General features: G+C 58.0%; 15 protein-coding genes. 5 read left to right on the forward strand and 10 right to left on the reverse strand.

Going from position 1 to position 13859, the window contains the following annotated elements; genetic code table 11:
• The first annotated feature begins 7 nt into the window (after positions 1 to 7).
• Positions 8 to 523 carry a flagellar basal body-associated FliL family protein gene (locus KUD11_RS02670; protein ID WP_109386836.1) on the forward strand — a complete coding sequence of 172 codons (516 nt, stop codon included), beginning with the start codon at positions 8 to 10 and terminating at the stop codon, positions 521 to 523.
• Here KUD11_RS02670 and KUD11_RS02675 read toward each other — a convergent pair.
• The 10 genes from KUD11_RS02675 to KUD11_RS02720 all read right to left on the reverse strand — a co-directional run bounded on the left by KUD11_RS02675 (position 511) and on the right by KUD11_RS02720 (position 10351).
• Positions 511 to 936, reverse strand: coding sequence for a hypothetical protein (locus KUD11_RS02675; RefSeq protein WP_109386834.1), 426 nt, complete (start codon positions 934 to 936; stop codon positions 511 to 513). The two genes, KUD11_RS02670 and KUD11_RS02675, sit on opposite strands and share 13 nt — an antisense overlap.
• Complete coding sequence (locus KUD11_RS02680; RefSeq protein ID WP_109386832.1) at positions 933 to 2018, reverse strand: EscU/YscU/HrcU family type III secretion system export apparatus switch protein; 1086 nt, start codon at positions 2016 to 2018, stop codon at positions 933 to 935. Before KUD11_RS02680 ends, KUD11_RS02675 begins: the two co-directional genes overlap by 4 nt.
• Positions 2018 to 2794 carry a flagellar biosynthetic protein FliR gene (locus KUD11_RS02685; RefSeq protein WP_109386830.1) on the reverse strand — a complete coding sequence of 259 codons (777 nt, stop codon included), beginning with the start codon at positions 2792 to 2794 and terminating at the stop codon, positions 2018 to 2020. The genes KUD11_RS02680 and KUD11_RS02685 overlap by 1 nt, the downstream gene beginning before the upstream one ends.
• Positions 2791 to 4872 carry a flagellar biosynthesis protein FlhA gene (gene flhA / locus KUD11_RS02690; protein WP_397545234.1) on the reverse strand — a complete coding sequence of 694 codons (2082 nt, stop codon included), beginning with the start codon at positions 4870 to 4872 and terminating at the stop codon, positions 2791 to 2793. The genes KUD11_RS02685 and flhA overlap by 4 nt, the downstream gene beginning before the upstream one ends.
• Before the next feature lie 7 nt (positions 4873 to 4879).
• Positions 4880 to 5581, reverse strand: a complete 702-nt coding sequence (locus KUD11_RS02695; RefSeq protein ID WP_318010136.1) for a transglycosylase SLT domain-containing protein — start codon at positions 5579 to 5581, stop codon at positions 4880 to 4882.
• 92 nt (positions 5582 to 5673) lie between these two features.
• Positions 5674 to 7938, reverse strand: coding sequence for a hypothetical protein (locus KUD11_RS02700; RefSeq protein WP_109386826.1), 2265 nt, complete (start codon positions 7936 to 7938; stop codon positions 5674 to 5676).
• On the reverse strand, positions 7935 to 8804 hold the full coding sequence (gene motA / locus KUD11_RS02705; protein ID WP_109386824.1) for a flagellar motor stator protein MotA: 870 nt from the start codon (positions 8802 to 8804) through the stop codon (positions 7935 to 7937). The genes KUD11_RS02700 and motA overlap by 4 nt, the downstream gene beginning before the upstream one ends.
• Positions 8805 to 8875: 71 nt before the next feature.
• Complete coding sequence (locus tag KUD11_RS02710; RefSeq protein WP_109386822.1) at positions 8876 to 9472, reverse strand: MotE family protein; 597 nt, start codon at positions 9470 to 9472, stop codon at positions 8876 to 8878.
• Positions 9469 to 9840, reverse strand: coding sequence for a hypothetical protein (locus tag KUD11_RS02715; protein WP_109386820.1), 372 nt, complete (start codon positions 9838 to 9840; stop codon positions 9469 to 9471). Before KUD11_RS02715 ends, KUD11_RS02710 begins: the two co-directional genes overlap by 4 nt.
• 10 nt (positions 9841 to 9850) lie before the next feature.
• A complete protein-coding gene (locus tag KUD11_RS02720; RefSeq protein WP_109388321.1) occupies positions 9851 to 10351 on the reverse strand; it encodes a flagellar basal body-associated FliL family protein in 501 nt (166 codons plus the stop codon).
• A 124-nt stretch (positions 10352 to 10475) separates the two neighbouring features.
• On the opposite strand from KUD11_RS02720, the gene fliF reads away from it, so the two are divergent.
• Genes fliF through fliP form a run of 4 tightly spaced genes read left to right on the forward strand, consistent with a single transcriptional unit; the run spans position 10476 to position 13700 of the window.
• Positions 10476 to 12080, forward strand: a complete 1605-nt coding sequence (gene fliF / locus KUD11_RS02725) for a flagellar basal-body MS-ring/collar protein FliF (RefSeq protein WP_109388319.1) — start codon at positions 10476 to 10478, stop codon at positions 12078 to 12080.
• On the forward strand, positions 12080 to 12679 hold the full coding sequence (locus KUD11_RS02730) for a FliH/SctL family protein (RefSeq protein ID WP_109386818.1): 600 nt from the start codon (positions 12080 to 12082) through the stop codon (positions 12677 to 12679). The genes fliF and KUD11_RS02730 overlap by 1 nt, the downstream gene beginning before the upstream one ends.
• Positions 12679 to 12975 (forward strand): FliM/FliN family flagellar motor switch protein, encoded by a 297-nt coding sequence (locus KUD11_RS02735; protein WP_109386816.1) that lies wholly within the window; start codon positions 12679 to 12681, stop codon positions 12973 to 12975. The genes KUD11_RS02730 and KUD11_RS02735 overlap by 1 nt, the downstream gene beginning before the upstream one ends.
• Positions 12972 to 13700, forward strand: coding sequence for a flagellar type III secretion system pore protein FliP (gene fliP / locus KUD11_RS02740; protein WP_109386814.1), 729 nt, complete (start codon positions 12972 to 12974; stop codon positions 13698 to 13700). Before KUD11_RS02735 ends, fliP begins: the two co-directional genes overlap by 4 nt.
• Positions 13701 to 13859 lie beyond the last annotated feature (159 nt).

Consider the following 13859-nt stretch of genomic DNA (forward strand, 5'->3'; position numbering starts at 1 on the left):
TGCTGATATGAAACTGATCCTCCCCCTCATTATGCTCGGCCTAGGTATTGGCGGCGGCGTAGGCGCAGGCATCATGCTGCGCCCGGATGTGGTCGATGCCGATCTCGCCGCTCCTGAAGATAGCGCCAAAAGCGCAGCCCAAACGCACGCATCAAAAGAAGGCTCAAACGATGAGGCAACGGACAAAATGGATTCAAACGCGATGGAGTATGTCCGGCTCAACAATCAGTTTGTGGTGCCGCTGGTGACACGCGATTCTGTCGATGCACTTGTTGTGATGGCGTTGAGCGTAGAAATTGCTGCGGGTAACACCGAAATCGTCTATCGGCGCGAACCAAAGCTGCGCGACAACTTCCTGCAAGTCCTTTTCGATCATGCCAATATGGGTGGGTTTGAGGGCGGGTTCACAGACACGAACAAACTCGATGTCCTGCGCGCCGCACTTCTTGAGGTCGCCCATTCCGTGATCGGCCCGGAGGTACACTCAGTTTTGATCACCGATATCGGTCGTCAGGACATGTAAGGCGGGCCCTTCAAAATCATGAAGGCCTGCGCTGTCTCATTGGCCCGGCCCTGTGCTTTGCGGCGCAGGGCCTTTTTTTCGTTCTCAAGCAGGCTTTTCGTCGCCTCCAGCTTGCCAAACGCAAGGCGCAGCGCGCCCATGCGTTCGGCCTTGCGCACCAGAATCTGCGCCAGCTCTACATTCAGACGTTCCCGCGTGCGTAAGGTCCATCCCTGCCAAAGAAGATCCGCCCCAACGGCACGCGGCGCCGCAAGCTGGTCCACAGGAAGTTGGGCAGAGGCTTCGCGCCGTGCATCGAGCAAGCCAAGCGCCGCACGCAACCGCGCCTCCTGCGCAATAACATCCTGAAGCTTGGCCTGCTCGGCCTGATAGAGCGTTTGGGAAATCGCAACGAGCGGGGCAAGCGGGCTCATTTCCGCGCCCCGGCGCGGCGGCGCATGGTTTCGGCAAACCGAATGGCAGCGGCCACAGCGCGGTAGTGATCCGGATTGATCTCCTGACCAATTTCGGTGGCGCTGTAGAGCGCTCTGGCAGTGGGCGGATCCTGCCGCACCGGCACGCCATGCTCCATCGCCAGATCACGGATCGCGAGAGCAATATGATCCATGCCCTTGGCCACACATTCAGGGGCGGCCCCTGGTGCGCGGCTCCATTTCAAAGCAACGGCAAAATGCGTTGGGTTCATGATCACTACATCCGCCTTGGGCACCTCGGCCATCATCTGCTCCGAGGCAATCTGCGTCGCGCGCGCTCGGCGCTCCTGCTTCATGTAAGGATCGCCTTCTTGCTGCTTGGCCTCGTCGCGCAAATCCTTGTGGGACATCCGGTTTTTGCGAAAGTGATCAAAGCGCTGCCACATGTAGTCAAGCGCCCCAATGGAGAAAGCAATGATGCAGACCACGATCATAAACTCGACCAGAACTTGCGCCATAAGGGCCCCAATCCCGCGCGGCTCTGCATGCAGTGACCCTGCCATCTCAGGCAAACGCACCTTCAGGTAGACACCCAGAACGACGGAATAAACGAGCAATTTCAAAAGACTCTTACCGAATTCAAATAGGCCTGAGAGGCCATACTTGTTCTTGGCATTCTCAATGGGGTTGATGCGTGACGCTTTGAAGGCCAATTTTGTGGGCGCAAAAACCAGGCTCCGCTGTGCCAAAACCGCCAGCATCGCCATTGCCCCCGGCAGCACAAACCAGACCAGAAGCCCAAGTGCCAGCGCCCCGAGCAAACCGCCAATCGTAGCGGTGGCATGGCCTCCGAAAATCAGCGGCGCCAAATTGTCGGACTGATCAAACAGGACCATCATACTGTTGCTGATGCTGGTGACCGATTGCGTGCCCGCGACAACGCCAGTGATCAAAAACCCCAGATACGCCGCAGCCGTCGTAACATCGGCAGACCGGACAAGCTCACCTTTCTTGCGCGCCTCGTCCAGCTTGTGCTGGGTCGGCTCGTGGGTCTTGTCGGCGTCATCGTCCTGGCCTGACATCAGCGCGCTCCAAACGGATTGTTAACGAAGCCTTGGAGCGCAGTCATCCAAAGGTGCAGCATCGTGGGGGCCAGTAAAAACAGCAAAAACATGCCTCCACCCACAATCACTGGCGCTCCCACAAAGATAACCATCATCTGCGGCATCGCCCGGTTAATGATCCCCAGCGTGAGATTGTAGAGCACCGAGACAATCAGAAATGGCGCTGCCAAGGCGAAGGCCAGCGCAAACGCGTCCCGCACCTGGGCCAACCCCCATTGCGATGTCTGCGACGGGTCCGGCAATACCCCCACGGGAAAAAGCCCATAGGTGGCAATCACCATCGCCGCCACATGCACATGCAGATCCAACATCATGGCCAGCGCGAGCCCCCCCACAACCAAAAGATGGCCCATCGCGGGAAGCGGCGTTGCACCGGCATTACCAAACACCTGCGCAAGCGATGTGGCCTGTGCTGCGATAGAACCCGTAGTTTGCAAGGCAAGCAAGAACAGGCGCAGCCCGATGCCGATCATCAAGCCAATGGCCGCCTCAGTGATTGCCAACCAGAAAAACTGCGTCCCAAAAGGCGGCAGGCTGGCCAAGGTCGGCGCGGCGGCAGGCGTGACGATGATGGTAAACATGATGGCCAGCGCAAGTTTGATACGCACAGACACAGTCTGCTCACCAAACCCCGGAAAAAGCGAGATCACAGGCCCCACGCGCAAAAATACCACCAGATGCATCCACAGCACCTCCCGCGACAGCGCCATCATCTCGGCCAGTGCAGCGCTCATGGGGTCACGACACCGACGAGCGAAGGGCGTGCATCAACACCGATTTCCTCAAATGACAGGACCGGGTTGCTGATGTTCTTCGCAGACAGCACCGTGCGCAGGAACCTGCGGCGCACCGTGGACGTGACAATGGCCGGAAAAATCCCCTGATCCGCGGCCCGCGCCACCTCGCCCGAAACTCCAGCTGTGAGCGCATTGAAAAGCTCTGGCGGCAAGGCGACATCAAGGCGGCCACGATCCTGATCAACCTGATAGGTCGAGAACGTCTCCTCCCATTCCGGGGACAGTTGAATCAGCGGAAGTGTGCCATCGTCGCGCTGCAGATTAGCGACCAGTTGGAACCCCATGCGCTGGCGTACATGCTCGCAGATAGGCTCTGGTCCTTGATACATCTGCCGCGCCTCGGCCGTGGCCTCGATAATCAAGGGCAGATTGCGGATCGAGACCTGCTCAGCCAGCAAAAGCCGCAGAACCGCATGCAGCAAGTCCGCTGGCACACGCTCCGGGATCATCTCATCGAGCAGTTTACGGTTCGCTTCGGCGCGCGTGGGATCACTCAAATTAACCATTTCATCGAGTAACCGGCGCATCGCCTTCATCGTCAACAGCCTGCTCAGATTGCGGCGGATCACCTCCAGAAGATGGGTGGCGAGGATCTCAGTCGGGGCCACAACAGTCGCACCGGACAGTGTCACATCCTCTTGATGTTCGGGAGAGATCCAGCGCGCAGGAGCGCCGTAAACCGGCTCGGTCACCGTCTCACCGGGGGGCAGAACCGCGATGTTATCAGGATCAAGCAGCAATATCTGGTCCGTGCGCAGCCGCGCACGGCCCTGCTCTACGCCCTGAACACGCACCGTATAACTGCCCGAGGGCAGGGATGGATCATCAGTCAGCCGAATTTCGGGCAGGATAACGCCGTAATGAGTCGCCACATGGGTGCGCATGTTCGCAATGCGCGCATCCAGCCCCGTTCCCGGATCCAGAACAAGGTTAACAAGATCAGGTGCGAACTCCACATGCACATCGTCAAGCTCAAGAATATCACCAAGCGACTTGTCGCGCGCAGGCTCTTCCTTTGTGCTCGGAAGGGTCACGGCACCTTCGGCCAGGCGCATTTTTCGGTGCAAATAGAACGCGGTGCCCCCAAGTGCTATCCCACCCGTCATGAACGGCAAAAAGGGCAAGCCCGGCACCAGCGCAAAGAGCACCATCAACAGCGCAACGGTCGCCATCGCAGCAGGATGCCGCCCAAGCTGGACGCCCAGCGCGATATTGGTGGCACCCGTGCTGCCCCCACGCGCCAGAAGCAACGCGGATGCAATAGAGATGATCACGGCCGGGATCTGCGTAACCAAGCCATCGCCAACGGTCAAAATCGTATAAGTTTCAAAAGCCTGCCCAATGGGCATATCATGAACAACGATGCCCATGATCAGGCCCATCACAAGATTGAGCAACGTGATCAGAAGGCCTGCGACCGCGTCCCCTTTCACGAATTTAGACGCCCCGTCCAGCGAGCCAAAGAAGGTGGTCTCTTGCTGCTCGCGCTCCCGGCGCTCGCGCGCCTCCTCATGGGTGATCGCGCCCGCCGCCATATCGCTGTCGATTGCCAATTGCTTGCCCGGCATCCCGTCCAGCGCAAAACGCGCCCCAACCTCGGCCATCCGCGCGGCACCTTTCGTGATCACCATGAAATTCACGATGAGCAGCACACCAAACACGACCAGACCCAGAAACACCGAACCATCCATCACAAAATTGGCAAACCCTTCAATGACTTCACCGGCGGCATCCGTTCCCATGTGGCCCTGCCCAATGATCAGCTTGGTCGAGGACACATTGAGCGACAGACGCAGCATGAGCGAGGCCAGAAGAATTGTCGGAAAGGCGGAAAAATCCAGCGGTCGTTCCACGAAAAGAGTAACTGTGAAAATCAAAATGGCGAGCGCGAAGGACGCGGCCAACCCTACGTCCAACACCCAAGAGGGCACCGGCAAGATCATCATCACGATGATCGCCATCAGTGCGAGAGCGAGCAAAACTGTGGGTTGGAAGAGGTCACGTGCGGAGAGCATCTTCATATCAGCTGCCCCCGTCCAAATTGATCAGAGCGGGCCGTCCGGCCCCAAGCGGCACAAGAGAGCTGTTTTTGTAGGTGGCTGGCATGGTTTGCAAAAAGGGAAACAAGTTCGCGCGTTCAGTTGGGGCCTGTGCAGCGATTTCCACAGTCTGAGATGCGGCTTCATTCAACGCGCGTCGTATACGCTCAAAGCGTCTGATATAGCGCTCTGCGAATTTTGGTGTTCTAGAATGATAAGCGCCAACGGCAGCCGTCCAGTCCCCAGTTTCATTGTAGAGACGCATCAGAAAGCCAGCGGCATATTCTGCGTTTGCAATGGGATCAAACATCTCATCGATCGATGCGAATTCCGTGCCGTGCCATCGGTAATTTATCTGGAAACATCCAACATCGAAGACACGCGCGCCACGAGAATAGTGGCGTTCTACGTATGCGCGTGCAGACGCCTCTGAAGCGAACCATTTTCCGGCCCCTTCCATATTCACGGTCCAGGGCCAAGGCTCCACCTCACCGCCGCGAGATCGGCCAGTTTCAGTCCGAGTAATGGCGCGTAGGATCGGTAAGGGAACACCTGAACTTTTGGCAGCGTTGTTCGCAGCATGATCACATATCTGATCTGTGCTCGCTTTTGCAGGAAGCGCGCACACGCCAACCAACGCGCCAAACAGCGCCAATGCAACGCACGATTTTGCCCGGATGGCCAAGGTCTTCTCCCCTCATAAAGGCACATTCTGCGCCTGCATGGCTGAGGGTAGGTAAAGCTGGTTTAGATTCGGTAACCAAGACTCTGATAAATTTACTCAAGCGTTGGCAAAACGCGCGCTCCCAAAAGAGCATCTATCGTTTCGCGGGCTGACTGACTGGACTCAAGCAGCGCCTTGTTACGCGCCAACACACCAGCCGAGTCTTCCGATAGGGTCGCTACGCTGGCCGCAACCATGTCCGCTAGTGCCGGATCAGCAATGTTAACGGTCTGCTGCCACTCTTCGGCAAGCAATGCCTCGCGGAGTGCCGCATCCATATCACCGAGGCTTAGATAGATTGCGTGTGCTTCCAAATGCTCCCCCAGCATACTCAGAGCTCTGGCCCGCAATCGATCAGCCCCGTCTCCTTCAACACCTAACAACTCAATCTGCGCCGCGCGTGGCGAGGATGCCAATATAGCGATTTCAGCACGCAAAAGCCGCCGCTGCTGCAAAGGAAAGCCCGTCGTGGAAGGCGATACAAACGGCCGCGCCAAATCTGCAAACCCAAGCGCGATCATCCGCGCTGCGACCGCATTAGCCGTTTCAGGCGAGACGCGATCTGCTGTCTGACTCAGTTCCGTCCCAATCCGCAAGAACGTCAGATCATCAGCATTATCAGTGAGCAGTCGAAGCATCGTGGCGAGAATTGTGTCTTTTGCAGCGTCCGAGAGGTCTCTTTCCAGGCGGGTCGCTTCAGCCATCGCAGTGTCAAAATCCCCAGAGGCCGCCATAGCCTCAATATATGCGCGCGACAGAGCCTTGCCGAGCGGCGCATCACGATACTCATGCGCATAAGCCCCCGCCAGATCTGCCATCTCAGGCGGCACCGCGCGCCCAGTTTTCAGGCGAGTATCGATGCGCTTGACCAAAGCCTCAGCGGACCCTTCTGCGTTCGCATCCACGACGATTTCTAAATCCGCATCCGCACCCTCAGGCATACCCTCGGCAATAGAAAACTCAGCACGGGCGAGAGCCTGCTCTGCGGCAGGTTCCTCAGGAATTCGGTCAACAATTCTCAAAACACGTTCCGCAGCAGACGCCCGCCCCCCAGCAACAAGTTTGCGGGCCAACTGTGGGCCAATATGACGCCGCAAATGTGTGGGTAGTGCCATCAAGGCCCGCAAAACTGCGTCCATCTCAGCGGGCATATTGGGAGGCAGTACCTCATATGACATCGCAGACCACAGCGCCACAGGCGCATCACAGCCGATCTGGCCGGAGAGGGTCGAAGATCGGGTGGCGCCTGTCTCCAGAATTTCTGCAAGTGCACCGTAAACTGTAGCCGTTTTCAAATCAACTTCGGCCATCCTGAGCGCTTGACGCGCTTCGGCTCCGAACCCAAAGAACAAATACAGCCTTGCCAGATTCACAGCAGCGTCCGGCGGGGTCCGGTCAAATTCACCGCTCAGCGCCGCACGTGCCGCGCCAATTTGGCTTGCGAACGTTGTGTCAGAACCCCAGGACGCAAGATCAAAATATTGATCGCCAATACAGCTTTGACCGCTGGCAGTTTGAACAGCTTGCTTTGTAGGTTGCAGAATACCGCGGTCAACGACTCTTTCAGCATGAAGGTTGTTGTTGGGTGGCAATGCCTGAACAACTGGAGAAACGGCTGCAACCACTGAGGTCTGAGCCTGTGTCTCCTCACGAATAGGGCGTGTATCAAGCAGACCCAATGTGGCCGCCCGTGCTATCTGCTGCGTCAGTTGATCTCGTGCAAACGACACGCGCTCAGTCGGCACAACGCCCTGCTCGTTCGGTAAAAGCACCTCAAGCGACGCCGCCGTTATTTGGCCCGCACTGCGCTCTGCCAAATCCACGGCAAACGACGCATCTGCTGGGACAGAAGCCTTGCTCTCAATGGAAGTGATTGGCGTCAAATCGGCCCCCATCACAGCTATAATATCCAAGGTATCATCCGGCGTAGCGCCAAGCGCCGTGCCCAACTCAGGCGCTGCGTCCCGCACATCCAGAACAAGCATTGTCTGCGTCGCCCAAAACACATCTACCTCGCAGTCACACCCGATGCTCAGGGAGAGCCCCGACACCCCAGCGATTGGCGCAAACTGCGTCACTCGGTCCTTCGCTATGCGGGCAAAGACAGCACTTGTATCAAAGATCAGCCCCTCTTGGGCGAAGATCAGGTGCTGCGTATCCCCCTGATTTTCAATCCTAAAGGGAACTTGGCGGGGCATATCCAAAACCAAACGCGAAAAACCCTCATGCGCCCCGGAGCGCACCGTAACCGTTTCTGCCGAAGCCATGTTGGCACTCATCCCAAGCACCAATCCGAGTATGAAAAGCACCCGCATCATGCCGCGTCCTGCTTGACGGTCTTCAAAGCCTCTTCCAGATCACCGAAGGAAGGCCGGCAATGGGTCGGCGTATTTTGGCGACCTACTTCGATGCAAATATTGGTCGCATGGTTATGCAAATTTGCCACCAAAACCTCGCGAATGAGCTGATAGAAATGCGCATCCTCCTCCACCACAGCCTTCACTTTCGCAGCAAACGGTCCGACAAACCCATAGGCTAGAAAAACCCCCAGAAACGTGCCGACCAAAGCACCACCAATCATCTTGCCCAAAATCTCTGGCGGCTGATCGATAGACGCCATCGTTTTGATCACACCCAAAACCGCCGCCACAATTCCAAGAGCGGGTAAGCCGTCTGCGACAGTCTGAAGCGCATGACTTGAATGCATTGAATGGTGCAAGTTCGCTTCCATCCGCTTTTCCAGAACTTCCTCAACCTGATGAGGGTCGTCGTAATTCATGGAGGCCGACCGCAAAGTGTCCGCAATGAGCGAGACGACCTCCTTATCGCTTTGAATCTTTCGGTATTTCCCAAAGATAGACGAGGCGTCGGGCGCCTCTATATGCTCCTCCACTGACACGGGATTCTTGCGGGCGATATGAATGAGCTCAAACAGCAAGCACAAAAGGTCACGGTAATCCTCATGCTTCCATTTCGGCCCCTTGAAGACCTTGCCCATATCTCTCAACGTCTGCTTGACCGCAGACATATCGTTGCTCAGCAAAAAAGCACCAGTCGCCGCCCCGCCGATCATCATCATCTCGAACGGCAAAGCCTTGAGGATGATGCCAAATTTGCCACCAGCCAGCATGTAACCGCCGAACACCATGCCAAAGACAATTACAATTCCCAGCAAGCCGATCATGCCACTCTCCACATATACCCTGACCACCACTGTGCCAGCGCCAGGTTAACAATCGTTGATCAGAAGACAGTTTATTCCGTAGGGGCCTCAGCGTTGCGCCCCGCCAGAACAACCGAGAAGCTATGTGCCGCCCCGGGGCTCAGACCCGCCATGATGCCCGCCGCCGCTTCGGGCCGCATCCGACCCAGAAAGCCCGCGGCAAATTCTGGATTCATCTCTTCGAAAAGTGCCGCGGCCTGTTTGGGTTTCATATTTTCATAAACTTTGACCAACCGCGAAATATCCCCTTCCGCCGCCGTGTCCGCCATTGAGATCGTTGCGCGCAGCTCTTCCTCCGCCATCAGCAGAGACGCAAGCTTGCGGTTGATCTCCTCGTCGGCAAGCTTCAGTGCCTGCATCCTCTGGATCATCGCCTCTTCCTGCACGCCTATCCGCGCCTCACGTGCCTGAAAACTCTCAAGCATTCTCTGCAAATCATCCTGGCTCTCGCATTGCATCGGCGCGGGCTCCAGCGCGGTCACATTGATCGGATCTTCCGATCGCGCCCAAGCCTCTCCCGCGCCGAGCCCAACGCGCAGCACGGCCGAGCCGACGAGCAGCCCCGCGATCAATATCAACGCCCCACGACCTGCACGCATATGGGGTGATTTTCTCTTCCCCGCGCTCATTGAGATGCCCCCATATCCTCGTGCCGACGAAAGACCGGGCCAAGCGGGGAGTCCGGCTCGGGCGGGGGAGGCGCTGCGGGGGTTTCGGGGATGTCATGCATCGACGCCACCATAAGCTCCAACCGTTTGGCCACGCTTTCGGCCCGGTCAATCAAATTAACCAGTGATTCGTTCGACGCCCCGGCAGAAGCCCGAGCGGCCTGAAGCGTCTTGGTCAGATCATCCACCTGCATCGACAGCACCGCCACGGCACCGCCCACGCCATTTTCCAGATCATTGAACCGGCTCAGCCGCCGCGCCAGCACATAGCAGTAAAACCCTGCACCCAGAGCGCCGGCTACCAGCAAAATGTCAGCAATCATTTCCATGTCTTTGTCCTCAATTCAGTACGAATTCCATAATCAGCAGATCATTGACCCGCTCCCCGCCTGTAACAATCTGCACCCGCCGCAACATTTGCGCGCGAAGCCGAACCAGTGCGGCACTATCCGACAGATCGCTGGTCTCCAGCGCGCGCAGATAAGAATTGAGCACATCCACAACGCGCGGCATCAGCGTCTCAACCTCTGCTTGATAGGCAGGCACCACCTCAAGCTGCGCCCTGAATCGCAAATGCGAGCGTGTCGCACCACTGCCAAGCGTCACCACCAATGGCTCCACCGGCACATAGGCCACATCAGGCATCTCCCCGATCTGCGCGATGGTGTCGGGCGGCACCTCAACGCTCGCAGCATCCGATTCGGCGCCAAAGATCATCCCGGATTGGACCGCAAAAAAGCCACCACCCCCCCCTGCCACAGCCAATAAAAGCCCGAGAAGCAAAGGTGTTTTTGAGGGTTTTTCGAGCACCTCAGCGCCCGCCTGTTCAGTATCAGCCATTATCGTCACCTGCATGTCATCTCGGCCCAACTTAGCGCTGAGGCACTAACCGATTGTTAAGCCTGATGAGCCAAACATGACCAAAGCGCCCGGCAGAACGTTTGGGCAACAGGAGGCAAGGAACTTGCAGCAAATCGCGCAGATGTGGACCGCGCTTGACCCGCGCAAAAGGGTTGTGGTCGTTTTGGCCAGTATCGCCATCCTCGCCGCCGTGATTGGCCTGTCCCGCATGGTGACCGCACCCAGCATGTCACTGTTGTATGCGGGTCTGGAAAGCGGCCCCGCAGGCGAGGTTGTGCGCTCTCTTGAACAGCGCGGCGTCCAGCATGAAGTGCGCGGCGGTGCGATTTTTGTCGAATCAGGGCAGCGCGATACGCTTCGCATGACCTTGGCGAGCGAGGGCCTGCCCACGAATTCCAGTCAGGGGTATGAACTGCTCGATGGCCTATCAGGCTTCGGCACCACCTCCCAGATGTTCGATGCCGCATACTGGCGCGCCAAGGAGGGCGAACTGGCCCGCACGATCGTGGCCAGCCCCGCCATTAGCGCCGCACGCGTGCATATCGGCAATATCGGCTCCAACCCGTTTCAGCGCGATGTGCGTGCCACAGCGTCCGTCATGGTCACCGCCGCAAGTGGTACGATTGAGCCCGCCAAGGCACAGGCGCTCAAGTTCCTTGTGGCCTCCGCCGTCACTGGCCTCACACCCGAGGATGTGTCGATCATTGACAGCAATGGCGGCCTGATCGGCGCCGCAGAAAAAGCGCCCACAAATGCCGGTGAAGACCGTGCCGATGCCTTACGCCAGCGCGTCGAACGCCTTCTGGAGGCCCGCGTGGGGCCCGGCAATGCGGTGGTTGAGGTGAGTGTGGACACGGTGAAAAACACCGAAACGATCCGCGAGACACGCATTGATCCCGAAAGCCGCATTGCGATCAGCACCGATACCGAGGAACGCACCAACACCGCCTCCGACCAAGGTGGAGGGGACGTCACTGTAGCGTCCAATCTGCCGAGCGGCGACGCGGGTGGCGCCGATTCGTCCTCAAGCCAGACCAGTGAAACCCGCGAGCGTGTGAATTACGAAGTCTCCCAAACCGAGCGCCAGATCACCCAAGGCCCCGGGGCCGTCAAACGCCTGAGTGTCGCGGTTCTGGTCAACGGGTCGCTCACGGCGGATGAGACAGGGATTGATGTATTTACCCCCCGCCCAGAAGAGGAGCTTGGTGCCCTAAAAGAGCTTGTCGCCTCTGCCGTAGGGTTCGACGAGGCGCGTGGTGATGTGATCACGATCAAAACGATGCAATTTGAGCCGTTGCCAGTACTCGGCACCGCTGCGGAACCCTCGATGATCGCCTCACTCGGGCTGGATATGATGTCGCTGATCCAAGCCACGGTTCTGGGTCTTGTGGCCTTGCTGCTTGGCCTCTTTGTCGTGCGCCCGCTTCTGGCGCAAGCACCCCGCGCGACGGCACCGCTTGGCCTGCCCAATGGCACAAATGCAGCCAACGCCTCGCCCGGAGGCATGACAGCCCTCTCGGGTGAGATCGACGATTCACGCGACGATGCGGGTAACCTGCCGCTGGTTTCCAACATGGCCAGGTCGCAGGCGCTCACCGGCAGCACCGAAGACCCTGTGGAACGCCTGCGCGGTATGATCAGCGACCGGCAGGAAGAGACCGTCGAGGTCCTGCGCAACTGGCTTGAAGACAAAGAGGAGAGAGCTTGATGGGCATTGCACATCTTCTTGAGGATTTCGGCTCGACCCAAGACGAGCACACCATCCACCTGTCGGATGTCTCGCTCGAAGAACAGCGACTGGAAGCCTTTGAAAAAGGGTACTCCGCAGGCTGGGATGATGCCGTGAAGGCCGCAAAAGACGACGCGTCACGCATCAGCGCGGACTTCTCCAGCAATCTCATGGACTTATCCTTCACAGTCCAAGAGGCGCAGGCGGGGCTGGTGGCATCGCTTAAACCGCTCCTCAAAGGAATGGTCGACCAAGTTTTGCCACGTCTTGCCCGCGAGAGCCTTGGCAACCGTGTGATCGAAACAATCCAGAGCATGGCTGGTGAGGCCTGCCAGGGGAAAATCCGAATCATCACTGCACCCGCCAATCTGGCCGCTCTTGAGGCTCTGACCGAAGGGTTGATTGGAATGGACGTAACCCTGCTTTCAGAGATTTCGCTCGGCGAGGGTCAGGTTCATATCGAAGTCGCGGGAGACGGGCGCGAGATCAATCTCGACCGGGTGCTCGACGACATCTCAAAAGCCGTGGACGGTTTTTTTGAAGATCAAAACAATGACATGCAAAAGGAGACCGCTTGATGGAGACGTCCTCAGACCAGACCGGGCGCAGCGCGGACACCGCCAGCCCCTTTTCCTCGGTCCCGATCGAGATCACCATCTCGGTTGGTAAAGCCCGTCCACTGATCCGCGACCTGCTCAAGATGGGCCGCGATGCGGTCCTCTCGCTCGATAAACGCGTGGATGATCCGGTCGAACTTTATGTCGGGGATCGCTTGATCGCCCGGGGTCAGCTGGAGGAAATGGAAGGCGACGCCCAAGGGCAGTTGGCCGTCCGCCTCACCGAGGTCGCCGATCTGCAAGACGGTCTGGGATGATGCGGTTTTCCCTTTTATGCGTGCTCATGCTCGGCGTCCTGACAGGCCCGGGCATGGCGCAGGACATCTCCATTTCGCTTGGCGATGACAGTTCGCTTTCTGCGCGGACAATCCAACTAATTGCCCTGATCACCGTACTCAGCCTTGCGCCGGGCCTTGCGATCATGATCACCTGCTTTCCGTTCATCGTAACGGTTCTGGCGATCTTGCGGCAAGGTATCGGGCTGCAGCAATCCCCACCCAACATGCTCATCGTCAGCCTAGCGCTCTTCCTGACCTATTTCGTGATGGAGCCGGTGTTCACCGAAGCATGGGAAACGGGCATTGCCCCCCTTCTCGCCGAAACCCTACCTGTCGAGACGGGCATGACCCGCGCATTGGAGCCCTTTCGCGTCTTTATGGCTGGGCGCGTAGAGGTCGACACATTCGAGGCCATGGCGGCGTTGCGCCCGGATGCCGCCACTATCGAGACCGGGCCAAGCGCTCCGTTGTCGGTGCTGATCCCAAGCTTTTTGCTGTCGGAAATCGCCCGCGCCTTTCAGATTGGCTTTCTGGTGTTCCTGCCATTCTTGATTATCGATCTCGTGGTCGCTGCGATCCTTATGTCCATGGGCATGATGATGGTCCCTCCGGCAATCGTTTCACTGCCCTTCAAGCTGGCCTTCTTCGTCATCGCCGATGGCTGGGCGCTGATCGCTGGAAGCCTTGTGCGCGGCTACTTCTAAGCGCCTTTTCTGGACCGGTTAAGAAGGGTTGCGGGCATTGCGCGTGACCCTTTTTTCGCACGCAGCATGGCGGCCCTTAAGGTCAGTAGGCACGGACGCATGGCTTAGTAGGGTACCAACCAGCTAAACAAGGGCCACCTCACTTCAAGACTATCCGCC

It is taken from the genome of Roseovarius carneus (assembly GCF_020141465.1).
GTDB classification, from domain to species: Bacteria; Pseudomonadota; Alphaproteobacteria; order Rhodobacterales; family Rhodobacteraceae; genus Roseovarius; species Roseovarius carneus.